This is a genomic window from Pedobacter petrophilus (assembly GCF_009674725.1).
GTDB classification, from domain to species: Bacteria; Bacteroidota; Bacteroidia; order Sphingobacteriales; family Sphingobacteriaceae; genus Pedobacter; species Pedobacter petrophilus.
Map to the genome: position 1 here is coordinate 24,097 of NZ_WKKH01000003.1, position 20,315 is coordinate 44,411.

Sequence of the window (20,315 nt, forward strand, 5' to 3'; positions counted from 1 at the left end):
AATGTGAGGTTCATATAAACTCAAGGCGCAAATAAAAATTACGGAGTGGTAAAAATATTTAGCTTAGATAAACCCGATCTTCTTCCCCCTCCACATCCATAATCACATCCACATGCTCCTTTAAAACGGTAGCGAGTTCCAAACCAACAAAATCAGTAGCAATTGGAAAAATTTTATGACTTCTATCTACCAGCACTACCGTACGAATTTTTTTATGCGGTGTATTCAGGAATACACCCAGACCGTACGCCAGCGTTTTGCCACTATTCAAAACATCATCAACAATGATAACGACTTTGTTTTTCCAGTAGCTTTCGTCTAAATCTGTGGTAGCAATCAGTTTGCTACTTTCTTTCTGAAGATCAATACGTAAAAGTGTAAGCTTAAAACCAGAAATTTTTTTCAAAACCTTTTCTAAACGAACCGCTAATTTATAGCCCCGGTCCCAAATACCTGCCAGCACCACCTCTTTCTCGTTCAGGTTATCTTCCAGGATTTGATACGCGATTCGATCTATCTTCTGCTGAATCTGTTTCTTATTAAGTATGAGGATTTGCGATGTCATTGTATAAAAGGATTGAATACAAAAAGAACGATTTTAAGGGTGAAATTCAAACTATTTGAAAAATAATTTCTATTGCTTGCAACGTTTCCATTCTACCTGCGTCTAATCAATAACCAAAAACAAAATTATGAAAAACCTGATCAAAATATCTGCTATCTTATTTATTGCCTGTTCTGCTTACACCGCAAAGGCTCAGGATAGCAAAAGCTTTCCGGTAAAAAACTTTAATAGTATTGGTATCAGCAGCGGAATAGATATGTACCTCACTCAAGGCAATAGCGAAGGTGTAGTTGTTAAATCTGATGGCGAAACGCTGAAGGATATACTTGTAGAACAAAATGGAAATGAGATCATAATCAAGTTTAGAGATGGTATTAAATGGAGCAGCATGTTTAAAAACCGTGTAATAAAGGCTTATGTTAACTATAAAACATTAAATGAAATTGCCGCATCCGGAGGATCAGATGTGGTTTCGCAAAACCAGCTAAAAACAGATAAGCTGGCAATCAGGGCCTCGGGTGGTTCAGATATCAATTTAACTGTGATCAGTAACGATTTAACCATTCAGTCTAGTGGTGGCAGCGATATCACTTTGAAAGGTAAAGCAGCGAATATGACTATCCAATCTAGCGGAGGGAGCGATATTGATGCCTTTCAATTCATTACAGATTATGCAAAAGTGCAGGCTTCAGGCGGGTCTGATGTAGATATCTACGTAAATAAAGGATTGGAAGCTTCTGCAAGTGGCGGTGGCGACGTTACCTACAAAGGAAATGCAGCGTTAAATAAAACATCAAGCTCAAAAAGCGGAGATGTGCATCACGCCAATTAAGAACTTTAGTTTAGTTAATGATAAATTCGCCGCTTTGTGGATGCAAAGCGGCTTATTCTTTTATAAATAATTTTAATCTGAAAAATCATTCCCAACGGCGCATAATCAGGAATAACCAATAATTCTGATTTATTTTTTCGATTTATGATAAGGATAGTAAATGAAATTCGCACCTTCAGGTACAACTACAAAAACACACATATAATCTTCAGGTCTTTTATAAACCTTCAAAAACGGTTCTTTTTTTTCTTTGGTGATGATTCCTTTTTCAACAAACTCTTCCAGTGTAGAAGCCTGGATAGACCAATCTGTATTTAATTCTTCCTTATTTAAAATCATTTCACCAATGCTAACCTGGTGTTGGTGGGCAATGAAAATGGGGTGAGCAGAAATGCCTTCCACCATAATTTCAATACCTACTTCTTTGATCGCATCAGCATAAAACGCTAAATCTTTCTCCAAACTTACCAGTGGACTTTCCTGCTTTTTCTGTGGTGATCCGCTATCCTCTGGTGTGGCGTTTAATAACTCTTCTCTATCCATATATAATATTGAATTTTAATTGAGTAAATGATCGAATTAGTAATTCTACCAATCGATATTCTACCATTCAAAATTTTAATTTTATCCTTTTAACTTTAATAAAACTACATTTTCCACGTGTTGCGTGTGTGGAAACATATCTACAGGTTTAATGCGAACAACTTCATATTTCTCATTCAATAGTTCTAAATCTCTAGCTTGTGTTGCAGCATTACAGCTTACATATACAATTTTTTCTGATTCCATTTCCAGCAAACGTTGTATTACATCAGCATGCATACCTGCCCGTGGCGGATCTGTAATAACCACATCTGGCTTTCCATGTTCGGTAATAAAATCAGCAGTAAGAATATCTTTCATATCACCAGCATAAAAAAGCGTATTGTCAATTCCATTTAATGCAGAATTAAACTTTGCATCTTCAATTGCGGTTGGCACATATTCTACTCCTACTACCTGTTTTACATTTTTAGCAACAAAATTGGCAATGGTACCGGCACCGGTATAGAGATCATAAACCAATTCGTCTCCTTTAAATCCTGCAAAATCTCTGGTAATTTTATACAATTCAAAAGCCTGTTCAGAATTCGTTTGATAAAAAGATTTTACGCCAATCTTGAAGCGGATCCCGTCCATTTCTTCAAAAATATGATCCCTTCCGGAAAACAGATGAACATCCTGATCAAAGATCGTATCGTTTTTCTTTTGATTAACGATGTACAATAATGAAGTAATTTGACGGAATTCTGTTTTCAGGAAATTCATCAAGCCACTAATCTGCTCTTCATCAGGGTAAGCAAAAACAACGGCAATCATTACCTCTCCAGTAGACGACGTACGAATGATCAGGTTGCGCAATACACCTTCGTGGTTTCGCAAATCATAAAATGATAACTGATGATCCAAAGCATATTTCCGAACCGCATTTCTTATCGAATTCGATGGCTCATCCTGCAAATAACAATGTTCAATATCCAGAATTTTATCAAATCGTAACGGAACATGAAAGCCTAAAGCATTCATATCAAACTCCTCGTCACGGTCGATATCTGTTCTGTCTAACCAACGTTTATTTGAGAAGGTGAACTCTAATTTATTGCGATAATACCTGTTTTTAACCGATCCTAAAATAGGTTCAGCATTTGAGGTATCTATTTTACCAAGCCGCTGTAACGCAGCCTCTACATTCTTTTGTTTAAATTTTAGTTGAGAATCATAGCCCATATGCTGCCATTTGCAACCACCACAAGTTCCAAAATGAGGACAAAAGGGATCTGTACGCAATACAGATTTCTCATGTAATTGCTCAATAATCGCTTCCGCGAAATTCTTTTTCTTTTTGGTTAACCGAACATCAACTACATCGCCAGGAACAGCTTTGTCGACAAAAATCACTAACTCATCGGCCTTGCCAACGCCTTTTCCTTCTTCAGCAATATCAATTATATGTACGTTTGGAATTATGGTTACCGTACCTGGTTTTCTTCTACTCATTATGCTGCAAATATAAGGCTAAAAGCTGAAAGACTAAAGTGGAAAGCCTAATGGTTGCAGACTAATGCTGCATGCATAAACGATAAAGTAAAAGGAATAATTAAGGAGAGGGGAATTGGAAAATAAAGGCAATAGAAATCTGATCAGGTGGCAACACCTTTTAAATATAAAATTAGTTATGAAAAATTATCTTCCAAAAAACTTAAATACAACGCCCCAAAAGCCATCTAACCAATTAAATTTTAGGTCAAATTTTTCATCTACTAATACAGAAAATTCTAATATTTCTTTGCTCATGATAAAAAACCCTTCTATTATTACAATAGTACAAATTTTATACCGAAAACCAAAACGGTATAAGTTAAGCTTATATTAAGAATCCTTTAAGTTTATAAGCAGAAAATCCATGTAAGTTAGGTTAATTGGGAAGTTTTATATTTAGTCCATCCTAATTGCCGTTCATACATCTGCCTATACGCCATATCTCCCTCTATTTTTATCCTGAAGGTTTTCTGCCTTTAATAAATAACAGCCTCCGCTACACCAATACTATAAAACAGGTAGCAATATTCTTAGTATCTTTCGTTTTTATTTACCACAATGAAAGCCAAAATCACTTTTCTTTTACTGTTTGCAGGGATAACCACCCATGCGCAAACTCCCGCTGATGAATATTTTAAATTAACCCGGACTGGTTTCAACGATAGAAATGCCTACCAAACTACTGCTTTCGTTGAAAAATATTTTCGGGTTCCCGGAAATACCGGCTTCAATGCGAGTATCAGATACGTAGAAAATATTTTAAAAAAGGCGGGTTTTGTAGAACAGAAATTGAATGAATTTGAAGCACCTTTAACGTATCGCATTGAAAAACGTGCGATGAAGAATAATACCTGGGAGCCTGTTGATGCACGCATTGATATTATTGGCACCTCAAAACCGTTAATTTCTTATCAAACCAACCGCAACATGATTCCCATTAATTGCGGTTCTACGCCTATAGGTGGCGCAACGGCAGATGTGATTTACCTTGCTAATATTAATCCTTCAGAAATTGAAAAATTAGATTTAAAGGGAAAAATCATTTTTTCTGAAAATAACCCTTCAAGATTACTGCCACTGGCTGCTAAAGCCGGCGCTATCGGTGTTTTAGGTTATTCCATGCCTAAATATACGCAGCCGGAAATTAATCAGACTTCTATTCAATTCGGTAGTATGAAAGCCAACAGCGATGTTTGGACCTTACTCCTATCTTATGCTGCCAAAGAACAATTAAAAGCTGCATGTTTAAAAGGCGAAACGAAATTAAAAGTAGATATCCAGACCAAAATTTATCCATCAGAAGAATTAACAATTGTAGCCAATGTAAAAGGCAGTATAAATCCTGATGAACGTTTTGTTTTTAGTGCCCACGTACAAGAACCTGGCGCAAATGATAATGCTAGTGGCGTAGGCACCCTGGCAGAAATGGCGAGGTTAACCGCTGAACTTTATCAGGCGAAAAAAATTACCCCTCAACGTAGCCTTACTTTTTTATGGGGTGATGAAATTGTATCTACCAAAAGATACATCACGGAAGATACCGCAAGAGCGAAAAATATTATGTGGGGAATGAGCCTGGATATGGTTGGAGAAGACACCAGGAAGACTGGCGGCTCGTTTCTGATTGAAAAAATGCCAGATCCTTCTGCCATCTGGACCAGGGGGAATGATAAACATACCGAATGGGGCGCTGGTGACGTAAAAGAAAAAGATCTTTTTCCGCATTATTTTAATGATTTCATCTTCGATATTTGTAAAGCACAGGGAAAATTCGCGAACTGGACGGTTAATTTTAATCCATTTGAAGGTGGAAGTGATCACACGCCTTTTTTGCAAAATAAAATCCCTGGTTTATTGATGTGGCATTTTACCGATGTGTTTTATCATACCGATAATGATCGAATCGACAAGGTATCTTCCACAGAAATGAAAAATATAGGTATCAGCGCACTAACCGCAGCTTATAGTTTACTCTCTGCAGATGAAAACACAGCCAGTGCAACGGTTACCCAGATGAAGAATGATGGCTTGATTCGTTTAAACACTGAATTTGAACTGAGTAAAAAAGCAATTGCAGAAGGAAAACCTGTTGCCGATGAGAAACACATTCTTGAGGTTTGGAGCAAATGGTATATTGATGCTTTAGCGACAGTTAACCGGTTGCCAGTAAAGCAGGAAACAACCAGAGTTGGCTCTTCTATCAAATTTGCGAGTGGCGAAATCGAAAAGCAAACACAAATTTATTTATCAGAATTAAAATAAATTAATGGCAAAAGCAATAGTTATCGGAGCAGGAATTGCCGGAATTGCCTCCGCCATTCGATTGGCTGTAAAAGGTTATCAGGTTGATGTTTTTGAAGCAAATTCTAAACCTGGCGGCAAATTAGGCGAAATCAAAATGAATGGTTTCAGGTTTGATACCGGCCCCAGCCTCTTCACGATGCCACAATATATAGATGAACTTTTCATCCTCGCAGGCAAAAATCCAAAAGATTATTTTGATTATATCAAACTGAAAGAAGTTTGTCGCTATTTTTATGAAGATGGATTAAGGTTAACGGCAAAATCCAATATTGAACTTTTTGCGCAGGAAATAGAGGAAAAAACCAATTCTAAGGCTAAAGAAGTACATCGTTTCTTAGAAAAAAGTGCTACCATTTACGAGATTACCCATCAGGTGTTTCTGGAACGCACATTGCATAAATTAAAAAGTTACTTACACTGGGATACGCTAAAATCAATTTTCAGGTTTTTACAGATCGATCCTTTTCGATCGCAAAGTAAGGCCAATGAGCAGTTTTTTAAGGATGAAAGAATAGCTCAGCTATTCAACCGTTATGCCACTTATAATGGCTCCGATCCTTACCAGGCACCTGCAACCTTGAATGTCATTCCGCATTTTGAATACCATTTTGGTGCTTTTCTACCAAAAAACGGCATATATGGCATCGTTACCGCTTTGGTAAAATTGGCCGAAGAATTGGGGGTTAAGTTCCACTATAACCAGAAAGCAGAGGAAATTCTTTTTATTGACAGCTCGAAAACTAAAATACAGGGCATAAAGATTTACGATAAAATCTATAAAGCAGAAGTTGTTGTGTCTAACCTCGATATCTGGTTTACTTATAAAAATTTACTCAAGGGCATTGATGCCCCGAAGAAGCTATTAAGTCAGGAACGCAGCAGTTCTGCCTTGATTTTTTATTGGGGTATGGATGGAAATTATAGCGACCTGGGCTTGCATAATATTCTTTTCGCTAAAGATTATAAAAGTGAATTCAATGCGATTTGGAAAGAGAAAACCATCTGCAATGATCCTACGGTATACATCAATATTACTGCTAAACACATCAGGGGAGAATCGCCAAATGACAGTGAAAACTGGTTTGTGATGATTAATGTCCCTGCCAACAACGGTCAAAACTGGGACTTATTAATCAAAGAAGCCAGGGCTAATATTATTAAAAAAATTAGCCGGATTTTGAACAGGAATATAGAGAAGGAGATTATCTGTGAGCAAATTCTTGATCCGAGAAGTATTGAAAGTAAAACCGGATCTTACCAGGGGTCACTTTACGGAAACAGTTCAAATAACAGGTTTGCGGCTTTCTTAAGGCATCCAAACTTCAGTAAAAAAATTGATGGTCTTTATTTTTGTGGAGGAAGCGTACATCCGGGAGGAGGAATTCCGCTGGCACTTCTTTCGGCTAAAATTATTGATGATAATCTGCCATCTTAAACTGCTTCAGCTATAGCTTTCTCAAGTGTTTCAACATCCAGATCAAAGGCATTTACAATCACTTTGGCCTGGGTGTAAAAAGGATTCCGCTCATCCAGCTTTTCGTTAATGAAGTTTAGCAACTGTACGTCATCTAAGTCCTTAATCAAAGGCCGCTTTTGCCTGTTTTGTAACCTGGATACCAGTTGCGCAGGCTCCATCTGCAGGTAAACGGTTGTACCATTGGCATTCATCCACTCCATATTATCGAAAAAACATGGTAATCCGCCACCAGTAGCCACGACACACTTTTCCGGATAATGGAAGGTTTTCAACATCTCCCGTTCATAATCACGAAAACCACTTTCGCCAAATGCAGTAAAAAACTCTGCTATTGTTTTTCCAGATTTATTTACAATTTCTGAATCCAAATCGATAACGGGACAATCTAAACGGTGAGCCAATTGCTTTGCTTTAGTACTTTTCCCGCATCCCATATAACCGATCAGGAAGATTACTCCAACACTTAAATCTGCTAATGGGGAATGCGAAATTTCAGTATTCATATCAATCGTATATTTTCTTTTTTAAGGGATTAATTTAATTTTACTCTCGGATCAACATAGGCATATAGGATATCAACCAATATATTAATCACCACAAAAACGAAGGCAATAAATAATATAGCGCCCATTACCACAGGGAAATCAGACATTTCGAGCGCAGTAACGGTTGTTCTGCCCAGGCCGTTATAACCGAAGATATATTCTACAAAAAATGAACCTGCAAGTAAGGATGCAAACCAACCAGAAATTGCGGTAATCACCGGGTTCATTGCGTTTTTCAATGCATGTTTATAGATGATGGCGTTTCTGCTTAAGCCTTTTGCTTTAGCCGTACGGATATAATCTTGCGCCAGAACATCCAGCATTGCACTTCTGGTGAGTTGAACAATAATCGCCAGTGGCCTTAGGCCTAATGTGATCATGGGTAACCATAAATTTCTTAAGGTTAAAATTTCACTGCTAAAAGGATCATAGGAATATAAACTCCCACTCATTTTTAAGCCGGTATAATCGCTGAGCATAAAGCCAAAAATCCAGGCAATGATAATCCCGGCAAAAAACGAAGGTGCCGAAATACCAAGAATAGCGAAGGCATTTGCAGATTTATCTATCCAGGTGTCTCTATAAACTGCAGAAAGTACGCCAAGAAAAACACCAATCACAGTTGCAAAAATCATGGCTGTTAGTGCCAGAATAAAAGTATTCGGAACTGTTTCTGAAAGTATGGCCGTAACATCTCTCTTTGTCTGATAGGAACTTCGTAAATAAGGCCACTTTAACGCCAAAGCTTTTTTATCAAAACCAATTAATTTAACAAAGTGGTATTTTGCCCTCGAGGTGCTATCATTATCAAGCACACTAACTGGTGAAAGATCATTAATATACAGCAGAAACTGAACAGGTTTCGATTTATCCAGTCCAAATTCTTTCCTAACCGCTTCTAAAGATTGTATATCGGCACGCTGCCCCATTGTCATCCTCGCCGGATCGCCAGGCAGGATATTGAAAAGCAAGAAAACAACCAGCACAACGCCCCCCATTACGAGGAAGCCATAAAGCAGTTTTTTCAGGGCGTATCCAATCATTGTACGTCAAAATATTTTCGGCTCAGCTGATCGAAAGTTGGCACATTATGGTTGTGCCATTTGTTTACGATAACGCCGTTTTTCAATAATAAAACCCCTGGGTTTGCCCGAACCATACTTTTTAGCGGAACAGCGTCAGCATAAAATACTTCTGAAAACAGGTTATTCTTTTTCACGAAAACTTCTGCATCCTGTGCCGCATTCGATGTTAACAGCACGGTACGAATATTAAACTGCTGAGTAGCATTAATGGCAATGGCATTTAGCTTTCCAATGGCACTTTCGTTGGTGTTTTTTAAGTCGTAAGCCACAAAAACAAGGCTGTAGTAAGGGTTCTCAATAATTTCCTTAGTGTAATCTGTACCTGATGCATCGCTAATGACCAGGTCTTTGATTTTTGGTTCGTAGCCTTTCTTAACTAAACGCTTAACGGGTTCGCCAATAATTTCCCAGTTATTATCTTTCCAGATTTCAGTTTTAAGGTAATCCTTATCACTCATATCCTTTTCTTCCTTCGTTTTCTTGTTCTTCAGGTGATACATGATCTCAAACTCATCTGGTTTTTCTCCGGGAGGAATCACCATTAACGATGGAATATGAGCGCCCACTTTATAGGGTAGAAAATCAATCACTGGCAATACATTGTAAGTGTACAAACCAAATCCCAGCGACACTAAAATTACCGCAAGCGCGATATTCCGCTGACTGGATGTCTTTTTAAATAAAGGTTCAATTGCATTTTTATTGAGGAAGATAATCAAAATCAACACCAGTAAAATCAAATCTTTACTGAATGATTGCCAAGGTGTTAACGGGATGGCGTCGCCAAAGCAGCCACAACTGGTTACCACTTTAAATGCAGCTGAAATAAATGTTAATAACGTGAAGAAAATAATTAACAGCAATAAACCCCAGGCTACTTTCTTACTCCAAAAGCCTAAGATTAACAGGGCACCCAATACAATTTCCAATGTACAGAGCAAAATGGCTATGCCCGTTGCTGCCGGACTCAGGAAATTCAGGTGAAATACTTCGAAATATTCTTGCAGCTTATACCCAAATCCAAGCGGATCATTTGCCTTGATTAATCCTGAAAAGATAAATAATGCGCCTACAAAAAATCGGGAAAAGCTTAAGAGTATATTTCTCATCAGTATTAATTTATTTAAATGTATTGGTTTTAAGCAAAGCGAGATTATTTAGATCGACTTAAATTACTTAATACCTAACTTAATCAAAGCGAAAACGGCGTAATTAAGCATGTCCTGATAATTAGCTTTCACTCCTTCAGAAGCTAAAGTCTGTCCGTCATTATCCTCAATTTGTTTCACCCGAAAAACTTTCATTAATATCAGATCAGTTAAAGAACTTACCCGCATATCTCTCCAGGCCTCTCCATAATCATGGTTTTTAGCGAACATTAAATCTTTGGTCTCCGTTATTTTTTCTTCAAACAAATTTGCAACCTGTTCAAATGGCATTTCTTGTGGATCGGTTTCGTTCAACTCCAACTGGATCATTGCAATTGCGCAATAGTTGATGATACCAATGTATTCTGAAACAATTCCCTCACCAACCATACTTACCTTTTTCTCTTCCAATGTGCGGATTCGTTGCGCCTTAATAAAAATCTGATCGGTGATTGAACTTGGCCTTAAAATACGCCATGCAGTTCCATAATCTTTCGTTTTTTTAAGAAACAATGATCTGCAAACTGCAATCACTTCATCAAATTCTACAGCGGTATTTGTTGGTATCAAAGCCAATATTAATTAAGTTTTAGTGTATTTTTGTCGTGAAAAAACAAAAGCTAAAGATACATTTTTATAGTGAAACTCAAATCCCGAAAGGGCTTAACATGGCAGAAAAAAACTTTTTTGAACCCAAACAAAGTATAAATATCAAGGGAAGACTTCTCGATTTAAGTTCGCCAAAAGTGATGGCTATCTTAAACATTACGCCCGATTCTTTTTACAGTAAAAGCAGAACAAAATCTGTAGATGAAGCCCTGACTAAAACCGAAGCTTATTTAAATGATGGCGCAGCTTTTATTGATATTGGCGGCTATTCTTCCCGGCCCGGTGCTAGTAATATTTCAGAAAATGAGGAAGCTGATCGCTTAATTCCGGTGATAGAAAGCATTATGAAAGAATTTCCTGAAACTGTAATCTCGGTTGATACCTTCCGGGCAGGCGTTGCAAAAGATGCCATACTTGCCGGAGCCCATATCATTAACGATATTTCGGCTGGAGATATGGACGAACGTATGTTTGAAACCGTTGCCAGTTTGCAGGTTCCCTATATGTTGATGCATATGCAGGGAACTCCGCAAAACATGCATAAAAATCCTTCATATGAAAATGTAACGCTCGAAGTGATCGATTATCTTGCAAAAAAAGTAGCTGAGTTGAAAGCACTTCATGTTCATGATCTTATTATTGACCCTGGATTTGGCTTTGGTAAAACCATGGAACATAATTACAAATTACTGAATCAGCTTGATGCTTTTAAGATATTTAAGCTCCCGATTCTTGTTGGTTTCTCTCGTAAAGGAATGATTTATAAAGCACTAAATACTACTGCAGATAACGCGTTAAACGGTACAACAGTTTTAAATACCGTTGCCCTGCAAAAAGGTGCTGGCATTTTGCGGGTTCACGATGTAAAAGAAGCCGTTGAATGTATTGAATTATTGAAAAGGCTGAACGGTTAATTATCTCACCTGGATGATGATCAGTTAAAGACTTTAAACTTATTTTCATAAATTGCCTTAAATGAAAGGATTTGATTTCGATTTTCTTAAAATATCTGTAACAGATGTGGTAGACATTGTACTGGTTGCGCTGTTGATCTATTACGTTTATACCCTGATCCGTAATACCCTTGCTGTGAACCTGCTGGTGGGTATGTTCATTATCACTGTGTTTTATTGGGTTGTAAAAGGGCTGCACATGGAACTGCTTACCACCATCATAGAGAAATTTATGAGTGTTGGAATCATTGCCTTAATTGTGATCTTCCACCCGGAAATAAGAAGGTTTCTACTCATGATCGGGAAGAATGCATTTTTACAAAAAAACAAAGCCTGGTGGGGCTATCTCTTTGGAAGAAAGGAGATTGAACGCAATAACCTGACTAGGATAAAACCAATTATAGATGCTTGTAAAACGATGAAAAAAACCAGAACAGGTGCATTAATCGTTTTTGTTAAGTTTTATGATGAGCAGTTTTTTGCAAACAGTTGTGAACTGGTAGATGCCAAGATCTCGAAAAGATTACTGGAAAGTATTTTTCAAAAAAACAGTCCGTTGCATGATGGCGCCGTAGTGATTTCAGAGAATAAAATTAAAAGTGCCAGTTGTATTTTACCCTTAACAGATAATGACCAGTTGCCTTCGCAGTTTGGGTTAAGACATCGTGCTGGTATCGGTGTTTCTGAAACTACAGATGCTGTTGCCGTGATTATTTCGGAAGAAACAGGTGAAATATCTTATGCCAAACAAGGCCGGGTGCGGATGAACGTATCGTTCGGAGAACTGGAGAAATTGCTCAATAAAGACTTTTAAGGAGCAAAGATGAAGGAGCAAGGAACAAAGATGAAGGAGCAAGGAGCAAAGAACAAAACGCTAAATCTAGGCCAAAATAAAGAGCAAAGATTATAGACGCCATGTCTTTAATCCTTACTCTTTGTTCTTTTATCGTTCTTCCAAACTAGCAATATTGCTCGAAAGCACCAATCAGGTTATCAGCAATCATTTGCGCTGGTCTGCCTTCAATTTGATGACGTTCGATCATGTGAACCAATTTGCCATCTTTGAAAAGAGCCATTGCTGGTGATGATGGAGGGAAAGGCATCATATAGCTTCTTGCTTTATCTACAGCTTCTTTCTCCATACCTGCAAAAACAGTTACCAATTTATTTGGGTGTTTTTCATGCACGGCTGCTGCTCTTGCTGCCGGACGAGCGTTTGCCGCTGCGCAACCACATACCGAGTTTACAACAACCAATACAGTTCCTTCGCCTTTGATAGCCTGATCTACATCTTCTGCACTTTTTAATTCTTCAAAACCTACGTTAGTTAATTCCTTACGCATTGGTTCTACTAAATATTCTGGATACATTATCGTTAGTTTTTATTTACAATTTGAATAATACAAAAATAAGAAAATCGGATGGCATGTGTCATCCGATTTATATTTTTTAGGTAAAATTAGCAACCTGTTAATGTATTCCTTTAAAAAACTCGTCGTAAGCAGCCGGATGAGTAATTGCGCCCATAATTACCAGAATTACCAAAACGATAAATACCAGGCTCAGAATAGTTGCAATCATTCCACAAATTTTCCCCGCTTTGGCATTTTTATAGGAAGATTCTGTGTAAAAAGTAGGGTTTAGCTCATATTTCTTCATATCCCCAGCACCCAAAATCCACGCGATAATTCCGAAAATTAAACCAAATATGCCGTAAAAACAGCAGGCGGGAATTGCTATAATGCCTAAAACCAATGCCGCCGTGGCGTTGGGTAAATTTTGATGTCCCATTCCACCTCCAAACTGCCCAAACGGTGGAGCTTGTTGAAATGGAGGTGGCGTTGCAAAACCAGTGTTTCCAGTATTTCCTGCTGGTGTTTCACTTTTATTTAAATTAATTGGTTGGTTTTCCTGAGGGTTTTCCTGTTCTTCTGACATAATTTAGATGATAAGTTGGTGAGTATATATTTTATAAATGTAATTGATTAAGATAATTACTGCAATAGTTGCAACAGTAATTTTTATAATCTGTGCACCGAATTTAAAATCGTACCTAAGGTGCACCAGCATAAAAATGATAACAAATAAAAATGGAATTGTTGCCGGATATAACTTCAGCGATTCCAAAAAATTTCCTTTTAATAAAGCAATGACCGATCGCTGGAATCCACATCCGGGGCAATCAATACCAAAATGAGCCTTAAAAGGGCAGGTAAACAAGTGATGGTTCAGCCAATCAAAAAAACTAGACTGTGCTACCATCAATATTCATAATTTGTAACTGACTATCTTTCCATTCCTTATATTTTTCCAAATCGTTGATTACTTGTTTGTAAACCAGATTAAGTACAAAAATATCATCAATAAATCCTAGAAATGGTACAAAATCAGGAACGATATCAATGGGCGACAAAAAATAAATTAACCCACCCAAAATGGCTACAATAGATTTCTTTGGAATTTCAGTATAATCACCGTTCACATAGTCTTTTGCCACCCCAAATAACAGCACCATCTTTGCCCAAACGCCATCTAATGCTCCCTTATTGGTAATTGCTTTACCTAAAGCATCTTTAATGGTTTTATTGGCTTTTGATTTATCGTTCAGTATTACGGTTGCCCTATTCTCAGATTTTCTGAAAAAATCCAATATTTTCTGTCTGTTCAACTTCATGCTAAATGCCTCACAAATTAACGGCCAAAAGTGTCATAATTATCCTCGGCATATTTAGTAAAGCGATCTAATAACTTCACATTTTTGTTTTCAATGGTAGTTAAATCGTTATCTACATTATTTTTAACAGGCACATACCACTCCACAGGGTCGAAAAAATTTCTAAATACCTGCTTTTTAAAGGCATAGCCATGTCTTGCAAAAATGGTATTTTTAATGATTTGTAAATCAAGTTTTTTCAAATTCTTTAGGTCATCTTCTTTAAGTAGGGTATTGGAAGCATTTACTTTAAAAATATTTTCAGAGGCACTTCGGTAAAAAGTGTTGGCATCCAGAGAATCTATTGTACCATCCTCCAAAGTATCCAAGGTTTTCACCATTTTATGTTCGCTCCAGTCTATGTATACTATTTCACTTGGCAACATCAGGTTTGCGTTATAAACAAATGCTCTTTTTAGTAATTTAAATTTCTTTTCCGGCCATTCAAGTGCGGTTTTATAGGCGTTCCATTTTCCAATCAGGGTATCGCCTACTAATGTAATTTCAAATTTCCCGTCGTATTTATCTGTCCCCGGCTCTTGTAAAATAAAGGTAATTGTACCACCATCTTCAGAAATTTTACCCAACAGCGGGCGACTATTTCCAGAAACTACGCTTTGGGCAATTACCGTATCTCTGGTAATTTTTTTGATATTGATGTTCAGCTTTTTTATTGCGTCTGACATATCATCCTGGTATTCCAGTTCCTCCGTTGTTCCAAAATTACCAACCCAAAAACCATAAAGTTCTTTGTGAATTTCCTGTTGGGGAATAGCAGTCTTCGCCGGACTCACCTTTGCAGGCTTTTTAGTGTCTTTACAGGCCATCATTGAGATAGCGATAATAGAGAGCATTAAGATTTTTTTCATTATATAATTTTTTTTCTGATCAGCCATTCGGCGATTAATAAATTGGGAATCCAGCCTAACCATGCAATCACCTGGTAAACATCCATAGGGGCTGGATGAAATAAATATACTAAAATAACTTTCCAAAGCCTTAATGTTATGGCCGAAGTTGCAAGTGCAAAGCTTCGGTACATCATATTTTTATGCGCTTTAATCTTTCTTTCAATGATTAGTTTGATAGCATTTATGGTAAACCAAAACCATAGCATGCCTAATATAATGAACGAAGTTTTGGCGATTAAACCACCATTGGCAAACCACCCAATATAGATGCCGGATGGTGCTGCGAACAACAATACAAAACCTGCATACAGATAGCCAGCCGCTCGATGCAGTGATGGGTATTGTGTTAAAATTTTAGGATTAAACTGCGTAAACCCGGCGAGCAGAACGAATATTGCACTGTACACATGAATATAAAAAATGGGCAGGTAAGCACTGTTTTTTAATACTTCTGTTTGTTTAATCTGCAGGAAAGCCACTTCGCTTCCAACTGGAAGATAACGAAGCGTGATCTGCAGCATGAGGAGAAAAAAATACGTAAAGAATAATAGCCAGGCGATTTGGAAATAATTGATTGTTCTTTTCAATTTATTTTCTTTTAAAAACTGGTTAATTATTTAACTATCGCTAGAAATTCGTCGATTGTTAAAATCTGTATTCTTGGAAAATCTATTTGATTAGATTTTCTCGGAATTGAAACAAGCAGTGCATTAATATCTGGTATCACTTTCATTGATACTATTTTTGCCTTAGATGATCATTTTTCCAAGATTCAATAGTTTGTTCATCTAAATTCTGTTCATCCCACAGTTTATCCATTTCATTAGATGCAGATTCAGCAAAATATTTTGCCAACATTTCCTTAATATCTCTCAATTGAGTATCCGGCAAATTATATTGAAATACTTTCAATAGTTCTGATTGGATATTTGTCAATCTTCCGGTAGCTTCCATACTTCATTAATTTCAACTAAATACAAATATAATCAATAAATATTATACAGAAACTTTCATCATTTCCAAAATATCATCAACATATTTTCGTTCGTTAGCCAAACGCGGCACTTTGTGTTGTCCGCCTAATTTATCTTTCGCTTTTAACCAATTGTAAAATGTATTTGCCGGCGCATTATGTACTTTGGGCCTGCACAAGGCCATATCTTTAAAGCGCTTGGCGTCGTAATCTGAGTTTATCTCCCTTAGGGTTTGATCCATTACATCCACAAACTGTTCAAAGTCCTGTGGTTGTTTATCAAACTCAATGATCCATTCATGTCCACCGGCTTTTTCGCCAGCAAAATAAATCGGACCAGCAGTATAATCTTTAATTTCTGCACCAGTCTTCTGACAAGCCTTTTTCAAAGCCTGCTCTGCGTTATCAATAATCACTTCCTCGCCAAATGCATTAATAAAGTGTTTGGTACGGCCGGTTATTTTTATCCGATAAGGTGAAAGCGAAGTAAACTGGATGGTATCGCCAATCATATAGCGCCACAAACCTCCGTTTGTAGAGATTACAATGGCGTAGTTCTTATTCAGTTCTACCTCGCCCAGCAACAAGGCTGCCGGATTTTCTTCTCCAATATTTTCCATTGGAATAAATTCATAGAAGATACCATAATCCAGCATCAGTAGCATTTCTTCAGAATTATCCTGGTCCTGAATGCCAAAAAAGCCCTCGGATGCATTATAAGTTTCCAGATAATACATCTCAGATGAGGGGATGAGCTGTTTAAATTGTTCGCGGTATGGGGCGAAATTCACCGCACCATGAATGTAGACTTCCAGATTTGGCCAAACCTCTAATAAGTTACTTTTCCCTGTAATTTCAAGTACTTTTTTAGCCAGTACAATAGTCCAGGTTGGTACTCCTGAAATGCTGGTTACATTTTCCTGAATGGTGGCTTCTGCCATCCGATCCATTTTCACTTCGTAATTATCCATCAAAGCGATAGACATATCGGGCGTACGGTAAAATTCAGCCCAGATTGGTAAATTCTTAATCAGCACAGCTGATAAATCACCATAAAAACAATCTTCATTGAGTTGATTTACCTGATGGCTTCCGCCCAAGACCAATCCTTTTCCGGTAAACATTTGGTTATCCGGACGGTTATTGCAATAAATGGAGAGCATATCTTTGCCGCCTTTGAAATGGCATTCTTCTAAAGATTCTTTTGAAACCGGAATAAATTTACTTCTATCACTTGTGGTTCCTGATGATTTGGCAAACCATTTAATGTCTGACGGCCATAAGATGTTTTGTTCGCCGGCCAACATTCTTTCTATGTAAGGCTTAAGGGTATCGTAATTCTGAATAGGAACGCGTTCCTGGTATTGCTGAGGCGTAAGGATAGATTTATAATCATACATTTTACCCCACTCGGTATTTTCCGCACTATCAATTAAATTATGAAACCATTCCTGCTGCACATCATGGGGATATTTCATAAAAAGCTCGATCTGATGAATCCGCTTTTTCATCAGCCAGGTAAAAATCGAATTTACAATCGCCATGCTCTGTAATTAAATATCAAATTTTTTGCGCTTCAATACAAAGTTTGAACCCAGATAAACTTTCCGAACCATTTCATTTTCTGCTAACACCTCCGGAACACCTTGTTCGAGAATTTTTCCTTCGAAAAGCAGATATGCTCTATCTGTAATGGAAAGGGTTTCCTGAACATTGTGATCGGTAATTAGAATACCAATATTTTTATGTTTTAGTTTTGCTACAATACTTTGAATTTCTTCTACTGCAATTGGATCCACCCCTGCAAACGGCTCATCTAAAAGAATAAAATTAGGGTTTGCTGCTAGTGCACGGGCAATTTCAGTCCTTCTCCGCTCCCCTCCAGATAATAAATCGCCGCGGTTTTTACGAACTTTATGTAAGCTGAATTCGTTAATCAATTCTTCCAGCTTATCTTTTTGTTCCTCTTTGGTTAGGCTGCTCATTTCTAAAATAGCCAAAATATTATCTTCTACGGTAAGCTTCCTAAATACCGATGCTTCCTGTGCCAGGTAACCAATCCCCTTTTGTGCCCTACGGTACATCGCATCTTGCGTAATGTCTTCGTCTTCTAAAAAAATACGCCCCTCGTTTGGCTTAATTAAACCAACAATCATGTAAAATGAAGTAGTTTTACCAGCGCCATTCGGGCCAAGCAAGCCTACAATTTCACCCTGGCTTACGCTAAAGGATACATCGTTAACAACGGTTCGCTGTTTATATTTTTTAACCAGATTTTCGGCTCTTAATATCATATTTCGATCGCTCGTCCTCCTGAATTTATTTCAGGATCTTTCTAAATTAAGTTGCTGAATCAAATTCAGCATGACGATTCTATTTAATTAATTAACTTTTATTCCTTTAATATTTAATTGTAGTCTGCGTTTCTCCCGCCACACATTTTCTTCAATTGTATAACAAACAGAAAATGGCACCTTTGGTTGTAAAAGATTTTGAAATTCTCCCAAGCCAAAGGCGATGCATTCAAAAGTAGGCGAATTTTGTTGCTTTATATTAATTTTTAAATGATTTGCACCAACTGCCATTGGTGCCCGGTCTAAATAAACCTTATTTGACAAAAATACCGGAGACAAATTTTCAGGTCCGAAAGGACCCATTTGCGATAGAACCCGAAAGAATTTACCATCAATTTGCGCCAATTCAATCTCTGCATCAATCTTAATCATTGGTGTCAGCAATTCTTCGGTAATGGAGGCCGAAACAATTTCTTCAAACTTATCAGCCAAAGCTTCCACATTATGTTCCTGCATGGTTAAACCAGCGGCAAATTTATGCCCTCCGTATTGATCCAGAAGGTGGGCACATCCGCTTAAGGCCTCATACAAATCGAACCCAACAACAGAACGGCATGAGCCCGCTACCTGTCCGTTAGATTTGGTCAGCACAATTGTTGGGCGATAATATTTCTCAGTTAACCTTGATGCTACAATCCCGATTACGCCTTTATGCCAGTTTTCATTAAAAACCACAGTAGTTTTACGGTTAATCAGAATATCGCTATCGCCGATTAAAGCCAAAGCCTCGCGGGTAATATCCTGATCGTATGTTTTACGCTCTGTATTTTTAAGATTGATCGATTCGCTTTGCTCTAAAGAATTGCTGTCTACCTGGCAAAGCAACATGGCAACTGCATGTTTCGCATGGTCTATTCTACCCGCAGCATTAATCCTGGGGCCTAACGTAAATACGACATCTGTAATGGTGTAGTTCTCTGTTTTTCCAGAAACCTCCATTAATGCTCTTAAGCCCTCGCAAGGGTTTGTATTGAGTTTTTTTAAACCATAATAAGCCAAAATTCTGTTCTCGCCAACAACAGGCACAATATCGGCAGCGATACTTACCATTACTAAGTCCAGATACTGGAGATAGGTTTCGCTCGGCATGGCGTGTTTTTGTGCATAGGCTTGCGCCAGCTTAAAGCCAATTCCGCAACCTGCCAATTCCTTAAAAGGATATTCACAATCCAATCGCTTTGGATCTAAAACCGCAACTGCTTTCGGAATTTCATCACCAGGTAAATGGTGATCGCAAATGATAAAATCAATTCCAAAACTGTTCGCATAATCGACTTTATCTAAAGATTTAATGCCACAATCTAATGCAATAATAAGTGAAAACCCGTTGTCGTTTGCATAATCAATCCCTGCCGTAGAAATCCCATAACCCTCCAGATAGCGATCGGGAATATAATATTCTATATTTTTGGTTAGCTGCGAGAAAAAACTGTAGGCAAGTGCTACAGAAGTTGTTCCATCTACATCATAATCGCCATAAATGAGAATTTTTTCATGTTCAGATAATGCTTTTTCTATTCTATGAATAGCTTTATCCATGTCTTTCATCAAAAAAGGATCGTGTAAATGAGCCAGTTCTGGTCTGAAAAAGTATTTGGCCTGATCGAAGTCGCAAATGTTTCTTTGTACTAAAATTTGAGCTAATGATCTGTCTATATTAAGTTGTTCCGCTATTTTCTTTACCGTGTCATCATTACAAATTGATGTCGGCACCCATCTTTTTTCCATTATATTTGTTTCCGAACAGTAAATATACTTTTTTAATTT

The 20,315-nt window shown here is 37.5% G+C and carries 23 protein-coding genes; 5 read left to right on the forward strand and 18 right to left on the reverse strand.

The annotated features are described in order from the left end of the window. Positions 1–58: 58 nt before the first annotated feature. Complete coding sequence (locus tag GJU39_RS02395) at positions 59–565, reverse strand: phosphoribosyltransferase family protein (protein ID WP_154279096.1); 507 nt, start codon at positions 563–565, stop codon at positions 59–61. 127 nt (positions 566–692) lie between these two features. Here GJU39_RS02395 and GJU39_RS02400 point away from each other — a divergent pair, with 127 nt between their 5' ends. Continuing rightward, positions 693–1,397, forward strand: a complete 705-nt coding sequence (locus GJU39_RS02400) for a head GIN domain-containing protein (RefSeq protein ID WP_154279097.1) — start codon at positions 693–695, stop codon at positions 1,395–1,397. Between the two features lie 129 nt (positions 1,398–1,526). Here GJU39_RS02400 and GJU39_RS02405 read toward each other — a convergent pair whose 3' ends face one another. From GJU39_RS02405 to GJU39_RS02415, 3 genes are all read right to left on the reverse strand, one after another. Then, positions 1,527–1,940 (reverse strand): hypothetical protein, encoded by a 414-nt coding sequence (locus GJU39_RS02405; protein ID WP_154279098.1) that lies wholly within the window; start codon positions 1,938–1,940, stop codon positions 1,527–1,529. Positions 1,941–2,021: 81 nt separating this feature from the next. Continuing rightward, positions 2,022–3,434: a 23S rRNA (uracil(1939)-C(5))-methyltransferase RlmD gene (gene rlmD, locus GJU39_RS02410; RefSeq protein ID WP_154279099.1), complete on the reverse strand. Its 1,413-nt coding sequence runs from the start codon at positions 3,432–3,434 to the stop codon at positions 2,022–2,024. A 186-nt stretch (positions 3,435–3,620) separates the two neighbouring features. Next, positions 3,621–3,731, reverse strand: coding sequence for a phenylalanyl-tRNA synthetase subunit alpha (locus tag GJU39_RS02415; protein WP_154279100.1), 111 nt, complete (start codon positions 3,729–3,731; stop codon positions 3,621–3,623). Positions 3,732–4,034: 303 nt separating this feature from the next. Between GJU39_RS02415 and GJU39_RS02420 the strand changes: the two genes are divergently transcribed. After that, positions 4,035–5,738: a M28 family peptidase gene (locus GJU39_RS02420; RefSeq protein WP_154279101.1), complete on the forward strand. Its 1,704-nt coding sequence runs from the start codon at positions 4,035–4,037 to the stop codon at positions 5,736–5,738. A gap of 4 nt (positions 5,739–5,742) precedes the next feature. After that, on the forward strand, positions 5,743–7,215 hold the full coding sequence (crtD, locus tag GJU39_RS02425; RefSeq protein WP_154279102.1) for a 1-hydroxycarotenoid 3,4-desaturase CrtD: 1,473 nt from the start codon (positions 5,743–5,745) through the stop codon (positions 7,213–7,215). On the opposite strand, the gene GJU39_RS02430 is transcribed toward crtD, so the two are convergent. The 4 genes from GJU39_RS02430 to GJU39_RS02445 form a co-directional block, all read right to left on the reverse strand. Then, complete coding sequence (locus GJU39_RS02430; RefSeq protein WP_154279103.1) at positions 7,212–7,760, reverse strand: shikimate kinase; 549 nt, start codon at positions 7,758–7,760, stop codon at positions 7,212–7,214. The two genes, crtD and GJU39_RS02430, sit on opposite strands and share 4 nt — an antisense overlap. Before the next feature lie 29 nt (positions 7,761–7,789). After that, entirely contained in the window at positions 7,790–8,845 is a 1,056-nt protein-coding gene (locus GJU39_RS02435; RefSeq protein ID WP_154279104.1) for an ABC transporter permease, read from the reverse strand. Continuing rightward, positions 8,842–9,996, reverse strand: a complete 1,155-nt coding sequence (locus GJU39_RS02440; RefSeq protein WP_154279105.1) for a BT_3928 family protein — start codon at positions 9,994–9,996, stop codon at positions 8,842–8,844. Before GJU39_RS02440 ends, GJU39_RS02435 begins: the two co-directional genes overlap by 4 nt. Before the next feature lie 63 nt (positions 9,997–10,059). Further along, entirely contained in the window at positions 10,060–10,602 is a 543-nt protein-coding gene (locus GJU39_RS02445; RefSeq protein WP_342448169.1) for a DUF1599 domain-containing protein, read from the reverse strand. 101 nt (positions 10,603–10,703) lie between these two features. Between GJU39_RS02445 and folP the strand changes: the two genes are divergently transcribed. After that, positions 10,704–11,558 (forward strand): dihydropteroate synthase, encoded by an 855-nt coding sequence (gene folP, locus GJU39_RS02450; RefSeq protein WP_154279107.1) that lies wholly within the window; start codon positions 10,704–10,706, stop codon positions 11,556–11,558. A 61-nt stretch (positions 11,559–11,619) separates the two neighbouring features. After that, positions 11,620–12,411, forward strand: coding sequence for a diadenylate cyclase CdaA (gene cdaA, locus GJU39_RS02455; RefSeq protein WP_154279108.1), 792 nt, complete (start codon positions 11,620–11,622; stop codon positions 12,409–12,411). Positions 12,412–12,556: 145 nt separating this feature from the next. Here cdaA and GJU39_RS02460 read toward each other — a convergent pair whose 3' ends face one another. From GJU39_RS02460 to recJ, 10 genes are all read right to left on the reverse strand, one after another. Then, positions 12,557–12,967, reverse strand: coding sequence for a BrxA/BrxB family bacilliredoxin (locus GJU39_RS02460; protein WP_154279109.1), 411 nt, complete (start codon positions 12,965–12,967; stop codon positions 12,557–12,559). Between the two features lie 100 nt (positions 12,968–13,067). After that, positions 13,068–13,535 carry a CCC motif membrane protein gene (locus GJU39_RS02465; RefSeq protein WP_209437579.1) on the reverse strand — a complete coding sequence of 156 codons (468 nt, stop codon included), beginning with the start codon at positions 13,533–13,535 and terminating at the stop codon, positions 13,068–13,070. Between the two features lie 3 nt (positions 13,536–13,538). After that, complete coding sequence (locus tag GJU39_RS02470; RefSeq protein ID WP_154279110.1) at positions 13,539–13,859, reverse strand: DUF2752 domain-containing protein; 321 nt, start codon at positions 13,857–13,859, stop codon at positions 13,539–13,541. Beyond that, on the reverse strand, positions 13,843–14,271 hold the full coding sequence (locus tag GJU39_RS02475) for a YkvA family protein (protein ID WP_154279111.1): 429 nt from the start codon (positions 14,269–14,271) through the stop codon (positions 13,843–13,845). Before GJU39_RS02475 ends, GJU39_RS02470 begins: the two co-directional genes overlap by 17 nt. A 17-nt stretch (positions 14,272–14,288) precedes the next feature. Continuing rightward, the gene (locus tag GJU39_RS02480) at positions 14,289–15,179 is read right to left on the reverse strand and encodes a YARHG domain-containing protein (protein ID WP_154279112.1); all 891 of its coding nucleotides are present in this window, start codon (positions 15,177–15,179) and stop codon (positions 14,289–14,291) included. After that, entirely contained in the window at positions 15,179–15,808 is a 630-nt protein-coding gene (locus GJU39_RS02485) for a DUF2306 domain-containing protein (RefSeq protein WP_245227653.1), read from the reverse strand. Before GJU39_RS02485 ends, GJU39_RS02480 begins: the two co-directional genes overlap by 1 nt. A gap of 151 nt (positions 15,809–15,959) precedes the next feature. Further along, positions 15,960–16,175 (reverse strand): hypothetical protein, encoded by a 216-nt coding sequence (locus GJU39_RS02490; protein ID WP_154279113.1) that lies wholly within the window; start codon positions 16,173–16,175, stop codon positions 15,960–15,962. Positions 16,176–16,217: 42 nt separating this feature from the next. Further along, entirely contained in the window at positions 16,218–17,738 is a 1,521-nt protein-coding gene (locus tag GJU39_RS02495; protein WP_154279114.1) for a GH3 auxin-responsive promoter family protein, read from the reverse strand. Positions 17,739–17,747: 9 nt separating this feature from the next. Continuing rightward, positions 17,748–18,488 (reverse strand): LPS export ABC transporter ATP-binding protein, encoded by a 741-nt coding sequence (gene lptB / locus GJU39_RS02500; protein ID WP_154279115.1) that lies wholly within the window; start codon positions 18,486–18,488, stop codon positions 17,748–17,750. 87 nt (positions 18,489–18,575) lie between these two features. After that, on the reverse strand, positions 18,576–20,276 hold the full coding sequence (gene recJ / locus GJU39_RS02505; protein ID WP_154279116.1) for a single-stranded-DNA-specific exonuclease RecJ: 1,701 nt from the start codon (positions 20,274–20,276) through the stop codon (positions 18,576–18,578). Positions 20,277–20,315: the final 39 nt, after the last annotated feature.

Coding starts and splice junctions, on each gene's coding strand:
- GJU39_RS02395 (WP_154279096.1), bottom strand. CDS start 565: ATGACATCGCAAATCCTCATACTTAATAAGAAACAGATTCAGCAGAAG.
- GJU39_RS02400 (WP_154279097.1), top strand. CDS start 693: ATGAAAAACCTGATCAAAATATCTGCTATCTTATTTATTGCCTGTTCT.
- GJU39_RS02405 (WP_154279098.1), bottom strand. CDS start 1,940: ATGGATAGAGAAGAGTTATTAAACGCCACACCAGAGGATAGCGGATCA.
- rlmD (WP_154279099.1), bottom strand. CDS start 3,434: ATGAGTAGAAGAAAACCAGGTACGGTAACCATAATTCCAAACGTACAT.
- GJU39_RS02415 (WP_154279100.1), bottom strand. CDS start 3,731: ATGAGCAAAGAAATATTAGAATTTTCTGTATTAGTAGATGAAAAATTT.
- GJU39_RS02420 (WP_154279101.1), top strand. CDS start 4,035: ATGAAAGCCAAAATCACTTTTCTTTTACTGTTTGCAGGGATAACCACC.
- crtD (WP_154279102.1), top strand. CDS start 5,743: ATGGCAAAAGCAATAGTTATCGGAGCAGGAATTGCCGGAATTGCCTCC.
- GJU39_RS02430 (WP_154279103.1), bottom strand. CDS start 7,760: ATGAATACTGAAATTTCGCATTCCCCATTAGCAGATTTAAGTGTTGGA.
- GJU39_RS02435 (WP_154279104.1), bottom strand. CDS start 8,845: ATGATTGGATACGCCCTGAAAAAACTGCTTTATGGCTTCCTCGTAATG.
- GJU39_RS02440 (WP_154279105.1), bottom strand. CDS start 9,996: ATGAGAAATATACTCTTAAGCTTTTCCCGATTTTTTGTAGGCGCATTA.
- folP (WP_154279107.1), top strand. CDS start 10,704: ATGGCAGAAAAAAACTTTTTTGAACCCAAACAAAGTATAAATATCAAG.
- cdaA (WP_154279108.1), top strand. CDS start 11,620: ATGAAAGGATTTGATTTCGATTTTCTTAAAATATCTGTAACAGATGTG.
- GJU39_RS02460 (WP_154279109.1), bottom strand. CDS start 12,967: ATGTATCCAGAATATTTAGTAGAACCAATGCGTAAGGAATTAACTAAC.
- GJU39_RS02465 (WP_209437579.1), bottom strand. CDS start 13,535: ATGTCAGAAGAACAGGAAAACCCTCAGGAAAACCAACCAATTAATTTA.
- GJU39_RS02470 (WP_154279110.1), bottom strand. CDS start 13,859: ATGGTAGCACAGTCTAGTTTTTTTGATTGGCTGAACCATCACTTGTTT.
- GJU39_RS02475 (WP_154279111.1), bottom strand. CDS start 14,271: ATGAAGTTGAACAGACAGAAAATATTGGATTTTTTCAGAAAATCTGAG.
- GJU39_RS02480 (WP_154279112.1), bottom strand. CDS start 15,179: ATGAAAAAAATCTTAATGCTCTCTATTATCGCTATCTCAATGATGGCC.
- GJU39_RS02490 (WP_154279113.1), bottom strand. CDS start 16,175: ATGGAAGCTACCGGAAGATTGACAAATATCCAATCAGAACTATTGAAA.
- GJU39_RS02495 (WP_154279114.1), bottom strand. CDS start 17,738: ATGGCGATTGTAAATTCGATTTTTACCTGGCTGATGAAAAAGCGGATT.
- lptB (WP_154279115.1), bottom strand. CDS start 18,488: ATGATATTAAGAGCCGAAAATCTGGTTAAAAAATATAAACAGCGAACC.
- recJ (WP_154279116.1), bottom strand. CDS start 20,276: ATGGAAAAAAGATGGGTGCCGACATCAATTTGTAATGATGACACGGTA.